The organism is Bifidobacterium lemurum (assembly GCF_014898175.1).
GTDB lineage: Bacteria > Actinomycetota > Actinomycetes > Actinomycetales > Bifidobacteriaceae > Bifidobacterium > Bifidobacterium lemurum.
Map to the genome: position 1 here is coordinate 50497 of NZ_CP062948.1, position 23047 is coordinate 73543.

A 23047-nucleotide genomic window follows, 5' to 3' on the forward strand; every position below is an offset into this window, starting at 1 on the left:
CGCACCCGCGATGGAGCAAGGAGGTTCACGGTGAACGCCACAACACCCGCCAACACCACAGCCTCGCAAGCCACCATCTCCGAGTCCAACCGCTCCCGCATCCTGCAGCACCTCTACCATCACGGCGTCAGCTCCCGTGCGCAGATCGCCAAAGCGCTGGAGCTCACCCCCGCGGCCATCACGAAAATCACCGCGCGCCTGATCGAAGCCGGCGTGATCAAAGAGACCGGCGACATCGAAGGCAGCAAAAACCGCCGATCCATCGGGCTCAAACTCGACACCTCGCACTTCCGCGTCATCGGCGTCAAATTCGCACGCAGCCTGGTGCAGATCGGCGTGTTCGACCTCGCCGGCAACCGGCTCTCCCTCGACAACCTGCCCACCGTGTCCAACGACACCGTCTGGGACACCATCGCCACCATCCACACCAAAGTCAACGACCTGCTCGCCAACGACAAGCGCATCATGGCCGTCGGCATGGCCGTGCCCGGCCCCTACCTGCGCGGAATCGGACGCATCGCCGTCGTCTCCTCCATGCAGGAATGGCGCAAAGTCAACTTCCTGCGCGAATTCGCCGACGCCTTCCGCGTCCCCGTGTTCCTCGAACAGGACGCACGCGCCGGCGCGCTCGCCGAATACCTGTTCGACCCCGACATCACCGCGGACAACCTCGCCTACTATCTGGTGGGCGAAGGCGTCGGCCTCGGCGCGATCGACAACGGACATCTCATCAACGGCGCGCTCGGCGCCGCCACGGAAATCGGCCATGTCAGCATCGACGTCAACGGCAGGCCCTGCGACTGCGGCAACGTCGGATGTCTGGAGCGCTACTGCTCCGCCGGCGCCATCCACGAGCTCGTCAACGCCACTGACGGTCTGGTCCCCGGCTCGGCCGGCATGTCGCACGCCGAGGCCTGTCGCGCGCTGTTCGCCCTATGCGAGGAAGGCGACGAGGAGGCCAACCATCTGCTCAGGCAGGTCGCGCGCTTCGTCGGATACGGCTGCGTGACCATCTTCAACGCGTTCAACCCCAGCCACATCGTCCTCGGCGACATCGTATCCGAGGCGGGCGCGCCCCTGCTGAACGAGGTGCGCCGTGTGGTGGACGAACGCGTGATCTCCGAACTCAACGACTCCACCACCATCACCCTGTCCGGACTGTCCACCGACGCCGCCGTGGCGGGCGCCGCGGCGGTGGCCATCACCCAGTTTTTGGAACACCCCTCGGTGTTCTTCGACGTCACCTAATCCCGGGTGCCCGTCGGCAGCAACCTCACAACCCAACATCCTCCCCTCCACAGAAAGGAAACCACCATGTCCACCCCCATCGTCCTGAGCCTCGGCGAACTCCTGTGGGACATGCTCCCCACCGGCAAGCGCGCGGGCGGTGCGCCGGTCAACTTCGCCTACCATGCCATGAAGAACGGCGCGGACGGCTACTCCATCAGCGCGGTCGGCGAGGATGAGCTCGGCGACGAGCTGCTCGAGGAGGCCAAGAAGGCCGGCATCCACACCATCATCCAGCGCAACGCCTGGCCGACCTCCACCGTCGAGGTGTCGCTCAAGAACGGCATCCCGGAGTACACCATCATCAAGGGAGTCGCCTGGGACCACATCCTCTACACCCGCGAGCTCATCGACGTGGTCGCCAAGGCCGACGCCGTGTGCTTCGGCACCCTGGCCCTGCGCTCCCCCGAATCGCACGACACCATCACCGAGCTGCTCAAGCACACCAAGCCGGGCGCCATGAAGTTCTTCGACATCAACCTGCGCGGCGACCACTATTCCAAGGAGCTCATCGAGGAACTGCTCAACGCCGCCACCGTGCTCAAGATCAACGACGAGGAGCTGCTGCTGCTGCGCGACATGTTCGACATCCGCGGCACCTCCGGCGAGGACGCCGCGCGCTGGTTCATCGAGGAGTTCGACCTCGACTACGTGATCCTGACCGCAGGCAGCGCCTACAGCACCATCCTGTCCAAGAAGGGCGAGTCCTCCACCGTGGACACCCCGCACGTCACGGTCACCGACACGGTCGGCGCCGGCGATTCCTTCTCCGGAACCTTCACCGCGCACATCCTCGCGGGCGAAACCCTCGCCGAGGCCCACCGCCGCGCGGTCAACACCGCCGCCTACGTGTGCACCCAGGCCGGCGCCTGGCCGGAATATCCCGACACCATGCCCGACTACCTCGCCGAGATCGGCAAGTAAGCCGGGCCCGTCCCTCCCCACCGTCCATCGTCAGGCGAATGCCGGCCGTGACCGCCACCCATACGGCGGTTCGCGCGCCGGCATTCGCTTTTGCCGTAGGCGCGGGCTTACGCCTTCGGAGGAACACGCCCGTCTGGATTGGGGGAAACCGACCATCGGTGTATATTGAAATGTCCGGCCATTCGCGTCGGAGGCTTGATAACTCAAGATTGGGGCTGATCGGTTTCGACGGTGACCTGTTCGTCGCAGGGAAGCGTGCCGAGAACGCAGGGTCCGCTCGTGGATGTCCCCTGCAAAAGAATAAGTGCTAAATCTAACCGCACTGAGTTCGCTCTCGCTGCCTGAGCTTCGCGCCAGGACTAACCAGTGAGCAGCCGCTCCGTTCACTCTCCTTCGTCTTCGGGGAGAAGCTGAGCGTCGTTAAGAAGACTTGCTTTGATGGCTGAGCTTCAGGGCCATCAAGGGACTTTCACTGCAGATATGCCCGCCGTCCGTCGTCTGCGACATAGACGGGGGCAGAAAAACCGCCGCACGGCCAGCAGACTACGCACGTAGAAGACTGAGGGTACGGTCATCGGACCGGGGTTCAATTCCCCGCAGCTCCACCAATATGAGAACGCCACTGCCGCAAGGCAGTGGCGTTCTTCGTTACGTTCACGGAAGGGAACCATCCGCGACCCGACCGCGCTATTTAAGGCTATTTAAGAAAGCGGTCGTAGTAGCCGTTGGTTTCGAAATAGTACGAATCGACCTTGCTCTTGAACGCCTGCTCCGGAATGAAGCAGAAGCAGACGATGGCCGCCAGAATCAACGCGCAGACGCCCCAATCCGACGCTCCGATCGACATGTCCCGCAAACTGTAGAACATCAGGACGCCCAACACGCCGAATCCGAGATAGGCGGTGATGGATCCGGGCCCGTATATGGTCGTCTTCCCTTTGCCCCGGAACATGAAATACGCCCGCACACCGCAATACGTGTGGAACACCACCTCAAGCGCGGAGAACGCCATCGCGCTCATCAGCACGCCGGCATGCACCGCTCCGCCGCCGACCGCATATGCGGCGGCCACGACCGCGTACATGATCGTGACGCCCAGCACCGTGATCATGTCGGACGCCCGGCACATGGGATATCGGTCCGGTCTCGCGGACCGATACAGGAAGGTGTTGTATTGGAAGTTGAACCCTCCCGGGAACACCCACTCCTCCGTGGCGTGGACGGGGATCAACGCCGCGATCGCCGCGACGAGTTTCAGCTCGGTCGACCACGTGCGCCAATTCAGCAGAATCAGCACGGTGATGACGGCGGTGACGCACCAGCCGAACCACAACCATGCGCGGTCGCTCCACCAGCTCAATCCGGTTTTATTCATTACAGTACCTCCTTTTTCGAGACAAACGTATCAAAACTTTGCGTTGTGACACACCTGTCTCAGAGATGTTGTACAAAACTCGTATGGATGTCTCAGAACAGGAGATGACGGCCATGTACCACGTGTCGAACGACAAACGAGCCAGACAATCCGCGGATCTGATATGGAAAGGCCTCGAACGATGTCTGAGGGAAAAGGAGTATCGGAAAATCCACGTCAACGACATCAACGAGAAATCCTATGTCAGCCGCGCAACCTTCTATAGGCTTTTCGATTCGATCGACGACGTGCTGTCCTACCGATGCGACCTCATCTTCAGGGAACTTGAGGAGAAACTGGTCCAGCGGCAGTTTGCGACGAACCACGATCTGTTTCTTGTCTTCGTCGAGGAGTGGCTCAGTCAGGAGACGCTGGTGAAAGCCCTTGTCGAGAATAATCTGACGGGCATCATCTACGACACGCATATGAAGAACAGCGACCTTATGAAAAGGGTTTTCACCGACGTGTCGGCGATGACCGACGCCGAATCCGATTATCTGGTCTCCATCCTGACGAATATCCTTCCGGCCGTGGTGAACACCTGGTATCGGCACGGGCAAACGGAAAGCCCCGAGGAGATATACGCACACGCCAAGGCAAGCATCACGACCATCGCGGACACGCTCAATCGATAGTCGAAGGACCGCGCGGCCCGTCGCGGCGCATGTCAGATGCAGGACGTCTCCCGCCATCCGACATGCGACTGATGGCGGGGGACGTTATTTGATGATGGGTTTGAGGGGGGCGGAGACGTCGACCTGCTGCTTGTCGCCGATCACGTTGGGATCGTTGATGATTTTGTCGACCACCGCTTTTTTGAGTTCGAGATCCGAGGAGTCGCCCCATACGATGATCCGCTCGCCGTCGTTCAACGTCGTGGTGATGGAGTCCCGGGTCTCGGCGGTCACCGACGTGACCGACTGGCGCATCGATTCGGACATGGAGGCCAGGATCTTCAACGCCTCCTTGATCGCCTGCGTGTCCAGACTCGACTCCACATCATCCACTTCGATCACGGGAATGCCGTCGACGCTCACGTCCTCGACCGAATTGAGCACACGCCCCTGGCTGTCCACCGCGGTCATCGACTCGTCCGACGTCTTGAGCATGGCGGCGGGTTTCTGAGCCTCGATTTCGACGAGCAGCCCATGGGGGAAGCGTTTCGTCGCCGTGGCGGATGTGACGCCGGGAATCTCCTTGATTTGGGAGACGACCTCATCGGACGACACCAACAGCAGCGATTTGCCGGATTGCCCACCGGCGATGTCCAGCACCTGGGATTCGCTGACCCATTCGTTGGCGCCTTCGACCGTGATGTCGGAGGTCCGCAACTGCAGCAGCGACGAGAAGAACAGCAGCCAGATCAATCCGGCCGCCGCGCACGCCACCGCCACCGCGATCAGCGCCCGCACCACGACCACACGGCGGGACGCCTTGCGGCGCTCCTTGGAACGCTGGACGAAATCCACGACTTTGGGACGTGAGGACACGCCAAGCGGTCCGGCGCTCTCCCCAAGCGTCGAGGCGACATAATCCTTGCTGGACAACGCGCGCGCGTCGACGAACGCGCCCGACGCGCTGCGACTCGGCTTCCCCTCGTCCGCGGAGTCGTTCCGTCTCGGCTCGGACGACGCGGAACGGGCCGAGCGGAGACGGGACGGCGCGGCACGCTTCCCGACGATATGCGAACGCTTGCCGTCGGATTGGGATCGGGTGGAACGCGAGCGACGAGGGCCGTCGGTTCCGCTGGTTCCGGTGGTTCCGCCGGAACCAGCGGAACCGACCATGCGCCGCGATGCGCGCTCCTCCCGCGCGTCCTTCTCCGCGCCATTCTGGGATCGCGAGTCGCCGCGGGACGCCCCGGACGCGGACGCATCCGACGAGCTGATCCTCCGTCCCGCCATCACACGCAGCTTTCGCGGTGCGCCTCAAGCGCGTGCATCAGCACCGGCCCCATATCGGTGATGTCGCCGGCGCCCACGGTGAAGATCACATCGCCGTGATGCGCGCGCATCACCATCATCGTCGCCGCGGTATGCATATCCTCGACCGCCTGGATCCAATGCTCCTGAGGATCGTGCGCGAGCCCCGCGGCCGCGTCGACGATGGTCCTGGCACCCACGTCGGGGAAATCCTCCTGCCGTTCGCGGGCGGGGAACACGCCGGAGACGATCACATCGTCGGCCTTCGCCAACGCCTCGGCGAACTGCGTGGCGAAGAACTTCGTGCGGGAGAACAGATGCGGCTGGAAGATCACACGAATCGCGGAGTTCGGATAACGCCGGCGCGCGGCGTCCAGCAACGCCTCGATTTCGGTGGGATGGTGCGCGTAGTCGTCGACGACGGTGACCTGTTTGACGGTGCCGCGAATCTGGAAGCGGCGCGCGGCGCCGAGGAACGAGCCCACGGCCTCGGCGGCGGCCTGCGGCTCCATGCCCAACAGCACCGCGGCGATGATGGCGGCGGTGGCGTTGCGCGCGTTGTGCACGCCCGGCACGAGCAGCGACACCGGCAGCTCGACGGGCGCATCCCCCGCCATGCCGGCCGGCAAGGTTATGGTGAACCGTTCCATGCCGCTGTCGGAGTCCTCCCGCTCCGCCGTGATGCCCACATAACGCGCGCCGTGCAGGTCGGGCAGATCTCCGGCGTCGGCGGTCGCATAGACCACGGCCTGGGCGGCGGCCTGCGGACTGAGGTCGGCGAGCAGGGACAAGGCGTCCGCATCGTCGGCGCATAGCACCACATGCCCCCTCGCCGCCGAGGCGTGGTGAGCGAAGGCGGCGTGGTAGCGTTCGGCGTCGCCGTAATGGTCGAGATGGTCCGGTTCGGCGTTCGTGATGACGGCGATATAGGGGCGGTATTTGGCGAAGCTGCCGTCGGATTCGTCGGCTTCGGCCACCAAGGCCTCCCCCGTTCCCGCATGTCCGCCGTCGAGCGGACGCCCGTCCGCGCTTTGGATGGAGCCGCCGATCGCATAGCTGGGATCGGACAACGCGCCGACGCCAGCGTGCAGCAGGATATGGGCGAGCATCGAGCTGGTGGTGGTTTTGCCGTGCGCGCCGGCGACGGTCACCGCCTTGCGCCCGTTCATCAGCAGAGCAAGGATGTCGCTGCGGTGCACCACGCGCGCGCCGGCCTCGAAGGCGGCGACGATCTCCGGATTGTCGGGTTTGATCGCGCTGGAATACACCACCGTGCTCGCCCCTTCGACGTTCTCGGCGCGCTGGCCGATGCGCACGGTGATGCCCAACGCCTCCAGACGTTCGGTTTTGGCGTTGGCCTCGCGGTCGGAGCCGGACACCGCGACGCCCTGCTCATGCAGCATTTCGGCGAGCACGCTCATGCCCGCGCCGCCGATGCCGATGAAATGGGTCCGCCCCAAATCGGCGATCCTCTGATCGGCGGTGAACGCGGCTTGTGTGGGGTCGAGGATGATGGGTTGCGTCTGCGACACGAATGGCTCCTTCAGATGTCTGGGCATTGTTCATTATGGCCGATGCCGCCCCCAAACCGGGCGGCGTCTCCTTGGGATTCCCGCGACGGTTATTCGACGAGGTCGAGCACACGCCGCGCCATGGTCCCGGCGGCGTCGCGGATGCCGTATTCCCACGCCTTACGGCCGAACTCCCGCAGGCGTTCGGGTTGAGCGAGCAGCCCGGGCACCGTGTTTCGCACCCACTCCTCGGTGAAGTCGCGGTCGTCCACCAGCAGTCCGCCACCGGCCTTCACGACGGGTTCGGCGTTGAACCGCTGCTCGCCGTTGCCGATCGGCAGCGGCACGTATACGGCGGGCAGTCCCAACGCGGCCAATTCCGACACCGATCCCGCGCCGGAGCGGCAGACCACCAGATCGGCGCAGGCGAAGGCGAGATCGATGCGTTCCAGGTATTCGGTCACGTGATAGTCCGCGCCGGACGCGTCCCGGACCGTCAGATCGTCGACGTGCAGTTGGCCGATCGCATCCCGACCGGCGGAGCGTTCGGCCAGCGCGCGCACCTCGTCGATTTTGCCGCGGCCCGTCAGGTGGATGACCTGGGCATGCTCCAACAGATCGCCGGCGCAGGCCGCCACGGAACGATTCAAGCTGACCGCTCCCAGAGATCCTCCCGTCACCAGCACCAGCGGACGGTCTGGATCCACACCCAGACGTTCGGCGGCGGCGACGCGAGCCGCGTACGGATCGGTTTCCAACCGCGTGGCCAGGGTGGCGATGGCGGGGCGCAAAGGCAGCCCCACGCGTTCCATGCGCGCGTCACGACGAGGTTTGAGGCCCGTATCGTCGTAGACGGTGCCGATGAAGTCGGCCCAACGCGCGCCCAGCTTGTTGGCCATGCCGGCGCGGGCGTTCTGCTCGTGCACGACGACCGGAATGCCCATGCGGTGGGCCACGGCGTAGACGGGCGCCGAGGCGTAGCCTCCGAATCCGACGACGACCTGCGCCTCACGCCTTTCGAGGATCGCACGCACCTTGGCGCTTTCCCTGCGCCACGCGGCGGGGAACCGCAGCGCCGCCATATTGGGACGCCTGGGAAACGGCACCTTGGCGATGGCGTCCAGCTCGTAACCGGCCTGCGGCACGAGGTCGTGTTCCAATCCGACCGATGTGCCGATCACGCTCACTTGGGCTTCGGGACGAATCTCGCGGATGGCGTCGGCCACGGCGAGCAACGGGTTGACGTGGCCGGCTGTACCGCCGCCGGCGAGCACGATATGGGGTTTGCCTTGGGTCATGTCTATCGAGTGTAGTTCAGCGCCGCGCCGACATCGGAAGCGACGCGATATCCGCAAAGCAACTTCACGCGCGCTGGGACGCGCTTTTGATCTGCGGCTGCGACCGCATCAGCCCGCATACCAGCCCGGCCGCGCCCAAACACATCACCATGGACGAGCCTCCCGAGGAGATGAACGGCATGGGCACGCCCAATACGGGGAACACGCCGACGACCACGCCGATGTTCACCAAAGCCTGGCCGACCAGCCACATGGTCACGCACATGAGCACAATCGACACATACCGGTTGCGGATCTGCAACGCCACCACGATCATGCACCAGCCGATGATCACGAACAGCAGGATGACGATGGCGCATCCCACGAAACCGGTTTCCTCGCCGATGATGGCGAAGATGAAGTCGTTGTGCGCGGCGGGCAGATAATTCCATTTCTCACGCGAATTGCCGATGCCCACACCCAGCAGTCCGCCGGAGGCGATGGCGTACCGCGCGTGCGTGGACTGGTAGCAGACGGTCTGCGCGTCCGCGGCGCTGCAGTCACCGTACGCGGCGAAGATGCGACGCATGCGATTGGGACTGGAGATGACCAGCGCCAACACCAGCGCCGACACCGCGGCGCCGAAGACGGCCATCCATTTGAGGGGAAAGCCGGACACCAGAAACGCCGCCACACCGATGAACACGATGATCATGGCGGTGCCGAGGTCCTTGCCGCCCAGGACCAGCGCCAATCCCAGACCGTAGAGCGCTATCGGCATCACATATGCCTTCAGGCCCTCCTTCGCATAGCGTTTGCCGCAGGTCAGCAACGCCGAGGGCAGCCAGACGCAGATCGCGAATTTCATGAACTCGGCGGGCTGTATATTCACCGGCCCCAGTTTGATCCAACCGACGTTGCCGTACGCGTCGACGCCCAACGGGGTGAAGGTGAGGGCCTGCAGCACCAGCGCCGCCAGCATCACCAACACATTGAAGCGACGCCATATCCTCAGCGGAATCATCATCGTCACGAAGCCGAACGCCAGTCCGATGACGCAGTACAGCCCCTGGCTGACCAGCTCGGCGAACGGGGACTCGCCGGCCGAGGTCGAAGTGACCGTCGAGCTGGAGAACACCATGATCAGACCAAAGCAGGTCAACGCCGCCACGGCGACGCGGAAGCCGTTATAGCACCACAGCGGGTTGAGCAGGGCGCGCCAACCCGTATAGGCCGCATCGGCGGACGAGCCGCGTTTCGACGTGTTCGCCGCAGTGCCGGCGCTGGACGCGCGGCGCGGCGCCGACGGCTTACCCGACGCCATTGGCCCGAACCCACCGCCGCGCCGCTTCGGCGAAGCGGTCGCCGCGGTCCGCGTAGGAGACGAACTGGTCCATGGAGGCGCAGGCCGGCGCCATCAGCACCACATCGCCCGCCTGGGCATAGGCGCCGCAGGCCTCGATGGCGCGGTCCATCACCGTGTCGTTGTCGGACGGGTCGACCACCGTCAGGGGAATGTCCGGCGCCTGGGTGCGGAAGGCCTCCAGCATCGCCTGCTGGTCCACGCCGATGACCACCGCGGCTTTGATGGTATGGGCCTGGTCGCGCACCAAATCCTCGAACCGCCCGCCTTTGGCCAATCCTCCGGCGATCCACACCACCGACTTGTCCGCGAAGCTCGACAGCGAGGCTTTGGCCGCGTGGGCGTTGGTGGCTTTGGAATCGTCGACGAAGCGAATGTCGCCGCCCTCCACATGCGCGGTGGCGACCGTGGCGATGCGGTGGCCGCCCGGGGAGAAGGATTCCAGCGCCTCCAGGCAGCGCTCCGCGTCGGCGCCCAGACCGAGGGCCAAAGCCAACGCGGCCAACGCGTCCGCCAGCAGATGCGGGTAGATGGTACCGTCCGGCTCGCACAGATGGGTGAATCGGCTCACCTCCGACAGCCGAACCGGCTCGCCGTTCCCCGACACCAGACCGCTGCGATCCTCGATCCAACCGTCGCGCACGCCCAACTCCCCCTCAAGCGGCGCATCCAACGTGAAACCGACCCTGCGGCACCCCTCGGCCACGGGGGCCTGCGCGGCCAACGCGCTCACCACCGCGTCCTGCGCGTTGTAGACGATCGCGCGCCGTGCGCCACGGAACACCTTGGCCTTGTCGGCGGCGTACCGTTCGCGCCCGCCATGCCAGTCGAGGTGGTCGTCGGCGATATTGGTGATGGCCGCGCATTCCAACGCGACGCTTTCGGTGAAATGCATCTGGAACGAGCTGAGCTCCACGCACAGCACGTCGTTGTCGGGGTTGAGCGCCGCATGCGAAAGCGTGCGCGAGATGTCGCCCGCCGCGATATTGCCCGCCACGGGAGCGTTCAGCCCACAGGCGGTCAGCATGGCCGAGACCATCTCGGTGGTGGAGGTTTTGCCGTTGGTGCCGGTGATGCCGATCCATGGGGCGGGCCTGCCGGTGCGCGCGTTGTCCGCCCGCAGCATCCACGCGAACTCGACCTCGCTGTAGACGGGGATGCCGCGGCGTTCGGCCTCACGCACGAACGGCGTGGCCGGGCTGAACGCCGGCGAGCTCATCACCATGTCGACACGGTCCCACTCCACCGCGTCGAAGGAACGCAGATCGGCGTCCTCGCAACGCTCGTCGACGGTGATGACACCGCCGGCGCGGGAGGCGAGCACGGAGGCGAGATTGCGCCCCGATACACCCAGACCCGCGATCAGCACGGTCGCGTTCGCCAATTCCATACGTTCCTCCTTGCGCCGCCCGGGCGGCTGTCCTCAACGGCCGACTTGCGTGTTTCCGTCAGCCGAGCAGATTGGAGCGGGCCACCCAGTCGCCGTAGAAGATCACCACGCCGACGAGCACGAACATCAGCTCGATCATCCAAAAACGGACCACGACCTTGGTTTCGGTCCATCCTTTGAGTTCGAAATGATGGTGCACCGGCGCCATCTTGAACACACGGCGGTGCGTCATCTTGAAATAGCCCACTTGGATGACGTCGCTCATCGCCTCGATCACGTACAGGCCGCCCACGATCACCGCGAGGAACTCGGTGTGGGTGGCGATGGACAGGGCCGCGAACAGTCCGCCCAAGGCCAGCGATCCGGTGTCTCCCATGAAGATGGACGCGGGATTGGAGTTGTACCACAGGAATCCGAAGCAGGCCACGGCGGCGCATACCGCGATGATGGTCAGATCGAGCGGATCGGAGACGGCATAGGAGTACCCTTCGTGCCCGCTGCCCTTGAGATGGTAGCTTTCCCAGAACGCGATGACCGCGTATCCGGCGAAGGCGATCATCGACGAGCCCGCGGCCAGACCGTCGAGGCCGTCGGTGAGGTTCACCGCGTTCGTCCACGCGGTCATCAGGAAGTTCACCCAGATGACGAACAGAACCGTGGCCACCAACTCGCCGGCGAATTCAAAGCTGAAGAACGGCTGCTCGATGAAGCTCATGCCGGCCTGAGCGCTGGGGAAACCCGATTTGGTGGGCACGACCAGAGCCAGCACCGCGTAGATGGTGCCGAGGATGAACTGGCCCGCGAACTTGCCCGCCACGGACAATCCCTCGTTCTGCTTCTTGCGCACCTTGGCGAAATCGTCGATGAAACCGAGCACGCCCATCGACAGCATGGCGAACAGCACCAGCACGGCGGACCATGACAGCTGCTCGCCGCGCGCCAGGCACCGGTAGAGCGCCGAGGAGCCCCATCCCGCGACGATGGCGATGTTGATGACCACGCCGCCGAGCGTCGGCGTGCCACGCTTGACCTGGTGGGATTGCGGTCCGTCCTGGCGAATGTACTGGCCGTAATGCAGACGGTTCACCAGACGAATCAGCAGCGGCGTGCCGACGATGGTGACGACCAGCGACACCAGCATTCCAATGATCAGCGCAATCACGTGAGGCTCTCCATCTCTTCTATCGGTTGTTCGTCCCGGCGGCCCACCGCTCGGCGAGGGCGCTCAATCCCGACGCGTGCGATCCCTTGAGCAGCACCACGGCATCCGGATGAGAGGCGGCCATATCCATCACCAGACGGTCCGCCTGATCGATATCCGAAACCAAGTCTATCGACACCTTGTCATCGCCCGCGTCGACGCGCTCTTTTTTTGCCCCTTCGGCCAACGCTTCGGCCAGAGCGTCGAGGCTCGCGTCGCCCGATCCGCCGACCGCGACGATGGCGTCCACCCCCAACGAGGCGGCGTACGCACCCACCTGGGCGTGCAGCTCCGCGCCGTCGCCGCCGAGCTCGAGCATGGCGCCGAGCACGGCCACGCGATACAGCGGTTTGTCCGCTCCCCAGGCCGCCAACCCGTCCAATCCGGCCTTCATCGAATCGGGATTGGCGTTGAAGGAATCATCGATCAGCGTGAACCCGGCCGCGCCGCGCGTCACCTGGCTGACGGCCATGCGATGCGGGCTGATGCGCTGCTGCGCGCCCAACGTTTCGGCGATGTCGGTCGGGCTCATGCCGAAATGCAGGGCGACGCCCGCGGCCGCCAACGCGTTCATCACGTTGTGCCGGCCGGAGATGCCCAGACGCACCGGCGCCTCGCCCTCCGGCGTGCGCATGACGAAGCCGGCGCGGTCGCGCTCGTCCATCACGATATCGGCGGCGCTCACCGTATGGTCCGCGTCGGTGTGGTCGACGCCGAACCAAAGGACCCCTCCCTCGGCGAGATCCGCCATGGCGGCGGCGTGGTCGTCGTCGGCGTTGAGCACGGCGAGGCCTCCCGGCACCAGACCGCGCACGATTTCGCTTTTCGCCTGTGCGACATGTTCCCGCGAGCCGAATTCACCCAGATGCGCGACGCCGACTTTGAGCACGATGGCCACGTCGGGCGGGGCGATGCGGGTCAGGCTGGCGATTTCGCCGAGATGGCTGGCTCCCATCTCCGCCACGAAGAAACGTGTGTCGCGATCGACCTTCAGCGCCGTCAACGGCAGGCCGATCTCGTTGTTGAAGGAGCCGACCGGCGCGACGGTGTCGCCCAAACGGCCCAGCAGCGCGGACAACAGGTCCTTGGTGGTGGTTTTGCCCACCGATCCGGTCAGGCCGATGATGTCGAACGGTTCGTCCATGGCCTTGCGCAACGCGATATTGCGCGCGGCGAGCGCCCCCAACGCGGCGACCGTGTCGTCGACGACGATCTGCGCCACCTGTGCCCCGTCGACGGGATGGTCGACGATGGCCGCCACCGCGCCGGCCTGGGCGAGCGTTGGAACGAAATCGTGCCCATCGACCCGTTCGCCTTTGATCGCGACGAACACCGAACCTTCGCCGACCTGACGGGAGTCGCTGACCACCGAGACGCCGAGCGCCGATCCCACATCACGCCGCGCCGGCGGAACCAGTCGTCCCGACACCGCCTGCGCGATCACTTCCACGCTCATCGGCACCATAGTCGTCTCTCCTTTATCTCTGGGGCTTGATTCATTTCGAATCCGTCTACCGCAATTCTCTGGACACCCTCAGGGCGCTTCTGACGTTGTTGCGACGCACGCCGGCATCCAAGACCATGGAGATGGCCAACGCCAGAGGCTCGCCGACGCCGCGCCCGTTGGACATGGCGGCCTCCAGGGACAGCTGCCTCGCCTCCGATGTCGGCGTGGCCAGCCGCATGTCCTCGTCGACGACGAATCCGTACTGCGACCGCAGGCCTTCTATGGATGTCTGCCCGGAGGCCCGTTCCACGCCGAGCACATCCATCGTGACCGATTCCAATCCCGACTCGGCGACGGTGCGCGGGTCGAGCGCGATGATCACCGCGGCGACTCCGTCCTCCGCGCATACCGACAGCACGCGCTGCATATCGAGCACTCCCAGCGGATACGACAGGTCAAGAGCGCGTTCCATGGAGCGCGACCCGTCGGCGCTGATCACGGCCACGGGATTGCCCAGCAGATGCAGCAGATCGGACAACGCGGCGACGTCCGCCGCGATGGCGTGCCTGTCCTCGCCGGCGATGGCGAACACCGCCATGGAATTCGATGGGTTCCCCGCGATCGCCGAAGCGAGGTCTCCCAAACGTCGTTCGTCCAGCGTTCCGAAGAGCAGAGGCAGGTCGCCGCCTTCGGTTTCGGAGCGTCCCCGGGCCGAGCGCGGCAGCAGCGCCGCGTAGGCGCCGGCTTGGGCGGCGTGGGGCAGCGAGGCGATGGCCGACGGGGTCCGCGCGATGTACAACGCGCCCGGAGAGAGCGAGTCGACGTCGTCGGCGATCGAGGTGACCGTCACGTTCGCGATGAACCCGGGCTCCATATCCAGCCCGTACCGTTGCGCCAAACCGCCCAACGTCAAGCGCTGGCTGCCGGCTTCGCTCACTGCGCTCATCGAATAACGCCTTTCCCTTCGAAACGGATCACCAATTGACTGGAATAGCATCCTCGCGGGCGGAGGATACCGGCACCTCGTATTTCTGCATAAGGAACGCACAAATATCGGCGGCGACCGGACCGGCCGTCAGACCGCCGTAGGAGCCTTGCGGATCCTTCAGCACGACGGTCACCACATACTGCGGATTGTCCGCGGGGATGATCACCGAATAGTCGCTGATGACGCTGGATATCGTTCCGTCGCTGCCCACGACCTCGGCGGTACCGCTTTTTGCGGCCATACGGTAGCCGTCGACCTTCACGAAGCTGCTGTAGTGCTCGGACACCGATTCCATGGCGTTCAGCACGTCGGCGGCGACCTGTTCGTCGACGACGCGGGTGGCGTCCGACGTCGTGGTTTCGGTGGTTTTGCCATCCGCGTCGGTCACCGATTTGATGATGGACTGCTGCTGCTTGACGCCCTTGTTGGCGATGGTCGCGATGGCGTTGGTCAGCTGCAGCGCGTTGGTAGCGTAGCCTTGGCCGAACAGCACGGTGTTGCGGGTACGCGTGTCCCATGACGAGGCCGAGGCCAGCAGGCCCGAGGATTCTCCGGGCAGGCCCAGTCCGCTGTCCTGTCCGATGCCGAATTTGGTCAGATACTCGTAACGCTGCTCGTCCGTGTAGTTCTCGGCGGCGAGGATCATGCCCACATTCGACGACTGCTCGAGGATGCCGGCCAGCGTCCAGTGCTCGGTGCCGTGGGTGAAGGAGTCCTTGTAGGTCTGCCCGTCCAGGGTGTAGCTGTCGGGCACTTCGAATTGGTCGCTGATCTTGTGCTGCCCGGTCTGCAGGTAGCCGGCCAGCGAGATCACCTTGCCGATGGATCCCGGTTCGAACACCTCGCTCACGGCACGCGACGTGCCCAGCTTGGCGTCGTCGGAGCCGGCGGAGATCTCGTCGCTGTCCGCCAACGCCACGATCTGGGCGTCGCTGACGCGTTGCACCACGGCGATGCCCCAGTCGGAGCCGTACTTCTCCTGCGCCTCGCGCAGCACCTTCTTGACATACCACTGCACGTCGCTGTCGATGGTGAGCGTCACGTCGCTGCCGTCCACGGCTTCGGTCGATTCAGTCACCGTGCCGGGGATCTCCTCGCCGCCGTTGCCCTGCTGGTACACCTTTTTGCCGTCGGTGCCGGTGAGCAGCTCGTTCTCCATCAGTTCGATGCCGGACACGCCCACGCCTTCGGCGTCGACGCCGCCCAGCAGCGCGCCGTACAGGTTGTCGTCGGCGTAGACGCGCTCGTCGCTCAGCTCTCCCCAGACGATGCCGCCGAGATTGAGATCCTCGATGGAGCGCTTGACCTGCGGGGTCACGTCCTTCTTCAGCACCACGTATTGTCCGTCGACGCTTAAGGAGGCGCCCAGCTCCATCGCGTTCATATCCAGCACGGAGGCGAGCAGGCGCGCCACGGCGGCGGCGCCTTTCACGCCCACGGGTTCGCCGTCGATCTCATGGCATTCGTCGTCGTTCTCGCCGGTGCAGGTGATGGGAACGAAATCCTGCGCCGCCTCGGGGTTGGCCACGATGGTGTAGCGGTCCACGCTTTGCGCCAGCACGGTGCCGTTCGCGTCGAGCACACGGCCCCGCTTGGCGCTCAACGGCACGGAGAGCGTGCGGCTCTGGGTGGCGGCCAACGCGGTCTGTTGGCCGTTGATCAGCTGGGTGGCGGCCAGCTGCGCCAGACAGACGGCCGCGACCAAGGCCAAGACCACACCGATGGCGATGCATCTGAAGGCGAAGTTCTTCGCCCGGGCGAAGTTGAGGATGCGTGTGATCATTGGGCTGCGCTTTCGCTTTCACTTGACTGGTATCCGTTGAGGTCGATGGAGATGGAGCCCGACTGCGGCACCATGCCCATCTCTTCGGCTTTGCTCGGCAGGGATGCCACCAACTGGTCGAGCTTGGCCTGATCGTCTTCGACGTCTTGGGTGAGCTGGCTGATGTGCTGCTCGATCTCGGAGGCCTCGAACGAGTTCTCGACCATCTGGGTGCGCAGCATCAGCGAACCGATCAGCGTGCACAGCAGAAAGGTCACGGCGATGGCGACGTGCAGCAGCGGCGCGCTGCGGGTGCGCGTCCATTCGATCACACGGGCGATCGCGTCGGCCGCATGGACCGATTCCGCACGTTGGCCGGTGATTACGCGCAGCTCGGGACGGGAGGCCCTCGGCTTGGCCTCCGGACGGCTGGCGGCGGACGAGGCATGGGAACGCACGGTGCGTGGTGAGGACATCGGCATGGTTCAGCCCCTCCTGGTTCGACGGCGGTTCGTCGCATGGTCGCGCCGCGGGCCTTCGTCGAAACGATGCCGCCAGCGGTCGGGGATCCGCCGCGTCAGTTCGACGGCGCGCAGCCGCACCGACGAGGCGCGTGGATTGGAGGCGATCTCATCGGCGTCCGCCTTGATGGCCCCACGGGTCAGATCCGCGAAGAACGGCTGCGCGTCGGGCGGCACCACCGGCATGTCGACGGGCGCGTCGATGCGCAGCCCCTGCGCCATGAACGCCTTGACGGTTTTGTCCTCAAGCGAATGGTAGGACTCCACCACCAAGCGGCCTCCCACGGACAGACGGTTCGCCGCCTGGGGCAGGGTCGACGACAGCTTGTCCAGCTCCCCGTTGACTTCGATGCGCAACGCCTGGAACACCCGTTTGGCGGGATTGCCCGCCGGGCGATGCGCCTGCGGCACGACCTCGTCGACCAGGCGGTTGAGCTGCGCGGTGGAGACGAACGGCTCCTTGTCCCGGCGCGCGACGATCTGGCCGGCGATCTGGCGGGCGAACCGCTCCTCGCCGTATTCCTTGAAGATGCGCGTCAGCCGGGGCGCGTCATAGGTGGCGAGGATGATCGCGGCGGTGAGTTCCTGGCTCACATCCATGCGCATGTCCAGCGGCGCGTCATGGGAATAGGAGAAGCCGCGGTCGGCCTCATCGATCTGCAGGCTGGACAGTCCCAGATCCATGAACACGGCGTCCACCTCGTCGATGCCGCGTTCCTCCAGCACGGCGTCCAACTCGTCGAAGGCGGCGTGCACGGGGGTGAAGCGGTCGGACAGGCCCTCTCGACGCATACGTTCGGTGGCCATCGCCAGCGCCTCGGCGTCGCGGTCGATGCCGATCAGCCGCGCGGCGGGGGCGGCTTTGAGGAAGGCCGTGGAATGTCCGGCCAAACCCAGCGTGCAGTCCACCGCAATGGCACCCGAACGCTTCAAGGCGGGCGTCATCAGGTTCACGCAATCGTCAAGCAGCACAGGCTGATGGATGGATGTCAGGTCGGTCATCAGAATTCCACCTCCGGCAGCACATCGTCGGCGATATCGGCGTAGCCCTCTTCCTTCTCCGCCAGATACCGCTCCCAGGCGTCCTTGTTCCACAGTTCGGCGCGCGTTCCCACGCCGATCACCACCACGTCGCTTCCCAGATCCGCGTAATCGCGCAGCATCTGCGGCACCAGCACACGGCCCTGCTTGTCGGGCTGCTGGTCCACGGCGCCGGAGAGAAACACGCGCAGATATTCACGGGCGGCCTTGTTGCCCACGGAGGTGCGCTGGATCTGCCCGGCGATGCGGCGGAACTCGTCGAAAGGCAGCAGATACACGCATCGTTCCTGGCCGCGCGCCATCACCAGTCCCTGCCCCAGTTGCGAGCGGAACTTCGCAGGCAGCGCCATGCGTCCCTTGGCGTCGATTTTGGGCGTGTAGGTGCCCAGCAGCAACGGCGGAAGCCCCTCCAGCAGAGCGGACACGCCCGCCGAAGGCGCGGCGGAGTCCTGCGCGGCCGGCGATTGCTCATCAACCATGACTCCACCTCCTTCCGCAGGCGCACCGGATACACTTCAGCCACAACTGGTTCACCACTTTACCCCACCACTCCCCATTTCTCACCACCAAGCCACAAATCTTCGCACCTTTTAGGAGAAAGACATCCATACCGGGCGCGTCATCGGCGGAAAAAGCCAAGTCGAAACCATTCGGAACCCACACATTCCGCGCCGTCCCGCAACACTCCCGCCGATCCCGCCGCGATTCCCTCATATGTCCCGAAAAGTCCCCTGCCGTGTCACGCGTCCCACGCACCCTCCCGAACGGGCCGGGGCCCGCCGGCATCCGCATCGCCCATCGCGCGCGTCCCGACCTCGACGCAAGCGATTCGTATGGGGCACGCGCTACATTTGATTGCCCGAAGTTGTCATCATGAGAAACGGACGACCATGTCGACTTACTCCTCCCAGCTGCATGAGGAACAGCAGGCCGTCGACCGCGCGTACGGCCGGTTGGACGCGTTGCGCGCGCAGACGAGATCCCGACTCGACGCCGTAAGGGCCGCGGGATCGCACGGCTCCCCCACCCAACGCACCGAGCGCGACTCCTTCGCCACGATGTACGAGGACCGCCTCACCCAATTGCGCGCCGTCGAGGACCGTTTGGTGTTCGGCCGCCTCGACGACGAGCAGGGAGCGCGCCGATATATCGGACGCGTCGGCCTGTCCAGCGAATCCCACGAGCCGATCCTCACCGACTGGCGCGCCGAAGCCGCCAGACCCTTCTACGAGGCGACCCCGTCCAATCACGGCGACATCGTGATGCGACGCCATATCACCCTGAGCTTCCGGGAGGTCGTCGGCATCGAAGACGAGGTGCTCGACGTGCATTCCGACCAGGTGGACAAGGCCTCGTCCGCCGGCACGCTCACCGGCGAAGGCGCGCTGCTGGCGTCGCTCAGCTCGCGCCGCACCGGCAAAATGACCGACATCGTGGCCACCATCCAGGCCGAACAGGACCGCATCATCCGTTCCGACATGGGCCATGCGGTGGTCGTGCAGGGCGGCCCCGGAACCGGCAAAACCGCCGTGGCGCTGCATCGCGCCGCCTATCTGCTCTACACGCACCGCCGCAAGCTGGAACGCTCCGGCGTGCTGGTCGTCGGCCCCAGCTCCACGTTCCTGCACTATATCGACCAGGTGCTCCCCTCTTTGGGCGAAACCGGCGTGGTCAGCCGCACCATCGCCGATCTGGTGCCGGGTTTCGCCACCGACATCGCCGACGACCCTTACGCGGCCAAGCTCAAGGGAGACCGGCGCATGGCCCAATTGGTCGCCAACGCGGTGGCCGCGCGCGTGCGCGTCCCCGCCGACCTGCCGACCGTGAACATCAGCGGCGTCAACGTGCCGATGCTGGCGACGGATATCCGGCAGGCGCAAAGCGACGCGCGCCGCACCCGCGCGCCGCACAACAAGGCCCGCGAGACCTTCATCCAGCAGATGCTGCGCAGCATGCGCGACCGCTACGTCGAACAGCTCGACTACACGCCCGACGCGGCCGAGCGCAGCCGCGTCTCCTCGCTGCTGCGCATGAACGACAAGGTGCGCAAAACCCTGAACCTGTGCTGGTTGCCGATGACCGCGCCATGGCTTATCGACCAACTGTTCTCCCGCCCCGACAAGCTTCGCGCGATGGCGCCTTGGTTGAGTGACGACGACGTGCGCACGCTCACCCGCCGCAAAGGCGCGCCGCTGACCCGTTCGGACATCCCCCTGCTCGACGAGGCCATGGAACTGCTGGGCCCCGATCCGAAGGCCACGGCGCGCCAAGCCGCGCGAGACGCGCAACGCGCGCAGGAGGAGCAGTTCGCCCGCGACACCCTCGCGCAGTCGGGGATCGGCACCGGTCTGGTGACCAGCCAGATGCTGCTCGACCATATCAACGGCATGGACGCGGAGCTCACCGCCCAACGCGCCGCCTCCGACCGCGAATGGGTGTACGGCCATGTGGTGGTCGACGAGGCGCAGGAGCTGACCGACATGGACTGGCGCATGCTGATGCGGCGCTGTCCGTCGCGCTCGTTCACCATCGTAGGCGATGTGGCGCAGACTTCCGCGTTGGGAGGCACACGGTCCTGGCCCAAGACGATGAACAGACTGTTCGGCGCCGAGCATTGGGATCTCAACGAGCTGACGATCAACTACCGCAACCCCAAAGAGGTTTCGGACCTGGCGTCGCGCTTCGCCTCCGCAGAGGGTCTGTACATCTCCACGGTGAACGCCGTGCGCAGCATGCCCGAATCCGTGGCCACCCAGGTGGTGCCCGACGAGGCCGCGTTGGCCGACGCCGTGGCCCGGCACGCGGCCGAACTGACGAGGCGTTTCGTATCCTCCGACGGCAGCGGCCGCGTGGCCGTCATCGCCCCCGACGAACTGATCGAATCCCTGCGCCAAGCGGTGGCGCTGCAACTGGAGGCTTCGCTCGACCCGGACGAGGCCGCGCGCCTGGCCGACCAGCCCGACTGGGACCGCCAGGTCGCCGTCTGCGGCGCCGAAGAGGTCAAGGGACTGGAATACGACGCCGTCATCGTGGCGCAGCCCGGCCAGATCGAGGACGACGCCCCCGCGCGTCTGGTGGCCGCGGCCGACCTGTACGTGGCCATGACCCGACCGACGCAGCGGTTGGTTATAGTTCGGACACAAGCTGACGAATCCTCATTGACCCTCTAAGGTGGAGACATGCCTAAAGCGTTACTTCTGGAAAACATCCATCCCTGCGCCGTCCAATCGCTGCGCGACCATGGCTTTGAGGTCGAGATCCTCAAAGGAGCGTTAAACGAGGACGAACTCATCGACGCGTTGGACGGCGTCGACCTGCTCGGCGTGCGTTCCAAAACCAACGTCACCGCCGCGGTCATGGCCGCCCGCCCCCATTTAAGCGCCATCGGCTGCTTCTGCATCGGCACCAACCAGGTCGATCTGGAAGAAGCCGGCCGTCGCGGCATCGCCGTGTTCAACGCACCGTATTCGAACACGCGTTCCGTGGTTGAACTGGTGATCTGCGACATCATCTGCCTGATGCGCCGCATCCCCGCCCACACGCATCATCTCAAGCATGGCCTGTGGGACAAAACCGCCAGCGGCTCCCATGAGGTGCGCGGCAAAACCCTGGGCATCATCGGCTACGGCAACATCGGCTCGCAGCTGTCCGTGCTGGCGGAGGCCCTGGGCATGCGCGTCGTGTTCTACGATCTGGAGGAGAAGCTCGCCCTGGGCAACGCGCAGCGGTGCGCCACGCTGAATGAGCTGCTCGAACAGGCCGACGCGGTGACCCTGCATGTCGACGGCCGCAAGTCGAACACCGGATTCTTCGGCGAGGAGCAGTTCTCCCACATGAAGCCCGGCGCGATTTTCATCAACCTGTCGCGCGGTTTCGTGGTCGATTTGGGCGCGCTGAAGCAACATCTGGCCTCGGGCCACGTCTCCGGCGCCGCGGTCGACGTGTTCCCCATCGAACCGAAGAAATCGGGCGATCCGTTCGAAACCACGCTGGCCAATGAGGACAATATGATCCTCACCCCGCATATCGGCGGCTCCACGCTGGAGGCGCAGGAGGCCATCGGCCATTTCGTCGCCCAGCGCCTCGAGGACTACTGGTTCAAGGGTTCGACCTCGCTGTCGGTGAATCTGCCGCAGATCAACCTCGGCGACGGCAACGGCATCACGCGCATCACCCATCTGCACGCGAACCTGCCCGGTGTGCTCGCACACGTCAACCGCGCGCTCGGCGAGGAGGACATCAACATCTCCTCCCAGTCGCTGGGCACCCAGGGCGAGCTGGGCTATGTGGTCACCGATGTCTCGAAGACGCCGAGCAACGCGACCTTGCAGGCACTGCGCGACATCGAGGGAACGATTCGCATGCGCGTGATCAGCTGAAACACGACGGACAACGCGAAACCTCACCAACGAAAAGCGCCGGCCCTCGCATCCTTCACGGGATGCGGGACCGGCGCTTTGGTTTTCTTATGTTCCTGACGATCTTCGCGCGATTATCGACTATTGACCGTCACGCAAATCGTCGATGGCCTGCTGGAAGTCCGCAAGGCCGGCGAAATTCTGGTAGACGCTGGCGAAGCGCAGATAAGCGACCTCGTCCAATTCGCGCAACGGTTTCAAAATCGCTTTGCCGACCTCGTCCGAGGTGATTTCGGCGAGCCCTCGTGAGCGAAGATCCTCTTCGACCTTCTGCCCGAGCATTTTCAGATCCTCTTCTTTGACAGGACGACCTTGGCATGCCTTACGCACGCCGGAGACGACCTTATCGCGATTGAAGGGCTCGCTGTTACCTCCGCGCTTGGTGACCAACAGCATGCTGATTTCCACGGTGGTGAACCGCTTGTCGCATTTGGGGCACTGCCGCCGGCGACGAATGGAATAGCCATCCTCGCTGATGCGCGTATCAATCACCTTGGTATCGGAATTCTGGCAGAAAGGACAATGCATTCCGCCAAGGATACCGTGCGGTGGCGTATGTTCGCCAGACATCGGAGTTTCGC

Annotated in this window: 19 protein-coding genes and 1 other RNA gene; 6 read left to right on the top strand and 14 right to left on the bottom strand. The window is 64.9% G+C overall.

Annotated elements, in window-relative coordinates; all coding sequences use genetic code 11:
* The first annotated feature begins 30 nt into the window (after window positions 1-30).
* The 3 genes from BL8807_RS00220 (at window position 31) to ssrA (ending at window position 2819) form a co-directional block, all read left to right on the top strand.
* Entirely contained in the window at window positions 31-1248 is a 1218-nt protein-coding gene (locus BL8807_RS00220; protein WP_072725182.1) for an ROK family transcriptional regulator, read from the top strand.
* 66 nt (window positions 1249-1314) lie between these two features.
* Window positions 1315-2211, top strand: coding sequence for a carbohydrate kinase family protein (locus tag BL8807_RS00225; protein ID WP_072725169.1), 897 nt, complete (start codon window positions 1315-1317; stop codon window positions 2209-2211).
* A gap of 211 nt (window positions 2212-2422) precedes the next feature.
* Window positions 2423-2819: a transfer-messenger RNA gene (gene ssrA, locus BL8807_RS00230) on the top strand.
* 89 nt (window positions 2820-2908) lie between these two features.
* Here the strand turns inward: ssrA and BL8807_RS00235 are convergent.
* Window positions 2909-3586: an HXXEE domain-containing protein gene (locus BL8807_RS00235; RefSeq protein ID WP_072725167.1), complete on the bottom strand. Its 678-nt coding sequence runs from the start codon at window positions 3584-3586 to the stop codon at window positions 2909-2911.
* 83 nt (window positions 3587-3669) lie between these two features.
* Between BL8807_RS00235 and BL8807_RS00240 the strand changes: the two genes are divergently transcribed.
* A complete protein-coding gene (locus tag BL8807_RS00240; protein WP_143147975.1) occupies window positions 3670-4260 on the top strand; it encodes a TetR/AcrR family transcriptional regulator in 591 nt (196 codons plus the stop codon).
* 84 nt (window positions 4261-4344) lie between these two features.
* Here the strand turns inward: BL8807_RS00240 and BL8807_RS00245 are convergent, their stop codons facing one another.
* From BL8807_RS00245 to mraZ, 12 genes are all read right to left on the bottom strand, one after another.
* Window positions 4345-5412 carry a cell division protein FtsQ/DivIB gene (locus BL8807_RS00245; RefSeq protein WP_072725162.1) on the bottom strand — a complete coding sequence of 356 codons (1068 nt, stop codon included), beginning with the start codon at window positions 5410-5412 and terminating at the stop codon, window positions 4345-4347.
* A 116-nt stretch (window positions 5413-5528) separates the two neighbouring features.
* A complete protein-coding gene (gene murC, locus BL8807_RS00250; RefSeq protein ID WP_072725160.1) occupies window positions 5529-7079 on the bottom strand; it encodes a UDP-N-acetylmuramate--L-alanine ligase in 1551 nt (516 codons plus the stop codon).
* Window positions 7080-7168: 89 nt separating this feature from the next.
* Window positions 7169-8356, bottom strand: a complete 1188-nt coding sequence (locus tag BL8807_RS00255; protein ID WP_072725158.1) for a UDP-N-acetylglucosamine--N-acetylmuramyl-(pentapeptide) pyrophosphoryl-undecaprenol N-acetylglucosamine transferase — start codon at window positions 8354-8356, stop codon at window positions 7169-7171.
* A gap of 64 nt (window positions 8357-8420) precedes the next feature.
* Window positions 8421-9659 (bottom strand): putative lipid II flippase FtsW, encoded by a 1239-nt coding sequence (gene ftsW / locus BL8807_RS00260; RefSeq protein WP_072725156.1) that lies wholly within the window; start codon window positions 9657-9659, stop codon window positions 8421-8423.
* Window positions 9646-11088 carry a UDP-N-acetylmuramoyl-L-alanine--D-glutamate ligase gene (gene murD, locus BL8807_RS00265; RefSeq protein ID WP_072725154.1) on the bottom strand — a complete coding sequence of 481 codons (1443 nt, stop codon included), beginning with the start codon at window positions 11086-11088 and terminating at the stop codon, window positions 9646-9648. The genes ftsW and murD overlap by 14 nt, the downstream gene beginning before the upstream one ends.
* 58 nt (window positions 11089-11146) lie before the next feature.
* Window positions 11147-12250, bottom strand: coding sequence for a phospho-N-acetylmuramoyl-pentapeptide-transferase (mraY, locus tag BL8807_RS00270; protein WP_072725152.1), 1104 nt, complete (start codon window positions 12248-12250; stop codon window positions 11147-11149).
* Window positions 12251-12269: 19 nt separating this feature from the next.
* Window positions 12270-13754: a UDP-N-acetylmuramoyl-tripeptide--D-alanyl-D-alanine ligase gene (locus BL8807_RS00275; protein ID WP_072725150.1), complete on the bottom strand. Its 1485-nt coding sequence runs from the start codon at window positions 13752-13754 to the stop codon at window positions 12270-12272.
* A 46-nt stretch (window positions 13755-13800) separates the two neighbouring features.
* On the bottom strand, window positions 13801-14682 hold the full coding sequence (locus tag BL8807_RS00280) for a hypothetical protein (RefSeq protein ID WP_072725148.1): 882 nt from the start codon (window positions 14680-14682) through the stop codon (window positions 13801-13803).
* 28 nt (window positions 14683-14710) lie between these two features.
* Window positions 14711-16507 carry a peptidoglycan D,D-transpeptidase FtsI family protein gene (locus BL8807_RS00285; RefSeq protein ID WP_072725146.1) on the bottom strand — a complete coding sequence of 599 codons (1797 nt, stop codon included), beginning with the start codon at window positions 16505-16507 and terminating at the stop codon, window positions 14711-14713.
* Window positions 16504-16962 (bottom strand): cell division protein FtsL, encoded by a 459-nt coding sequence (gene ftsL, locus BL8807_RS00290; protein WP_072725281.1) that lies wholly within the window; start codon window positions 16960-16962, stop codon window positions 16504-16506. The genes BL8807_RS00285 and ftsL overlap by 4 nt, the downstream gene beginning before the upstream one ends.
* A gap of 9 nt (window positions 16963-16971) precedes the next feature.
* Complete coding sequence (rsmH, locus tag BL8807_RS00295; RefSeq protein ID WP_072725144.1) at window positions 16972-18009, bottom strand: 16S rRNA (cytosine(1402)-N(4))-methyltransferase RsmH; 1038 nt, start codon at window positions 18007-18009, stop codon at window positions 16972-16974.
* Complete coding sequence (gene mraZ / locus BL8807_RS00300; protein WP_072725142.1) at window positions 18009-18527, bottom strand: division/cell wall cluster transcriptional repressor MraZ; 519 nt, start codon at window positions 18525-18527, stop codon at window positions 18009-18011. The genes rsmH and mraZ overlap by 1 nt, the downstream gene beginning before the upstream one ends.
* Before the next feature lie 411 nt (window positions 18528-18938).
* Between mraZ and BL8807_RS00305 the strand changes: the two genes are divergently transcribed.
* Together BL8807_RS00305 and serA are read left to right on the top strand one after the other, a co-directional pair.
* Complete coding sequence (locus BL8807_RS00305; RefSeq protein ID WP_072725140.1) at window positions 18939-21218, top strand: HelD family protein; 2280 nt, start codon at window positions 18939-18941, stop codon at window positions 21216-21218.
* Between the two features lie 9 nt (window positions 21219-21227).
* A complete protein-coding gene (gene serA, locus BL8807_RS00310) occupies window positions 21228-22427 on the top strand; it encodes a phosphoglycerate dehydrogenase (RefSeq protein ID WP_072725132.1) in 1200 nt (399 codons plus the stop codon).
* 120 nt (window positions 22428-22547) lie between these two features.
* Here serA and nrdR read toward each other — a convergent pair whose 3' ends face one another.
* Window positions 22548-22994 carry a transcriptional regulator NrdR gene (gene nrdR, locus BL8807_RS00315; protein ID WP_072725130.1) on the bottom strand — a complete coding sequence of 149 codons (447 nt, stop codon included), beginning with the start codon at window positions 22992-22994 and terminating at the stop codon, window positions 22548-22550.
* Window positions 22995-23047: the final 53 nt, after the last annotated feature.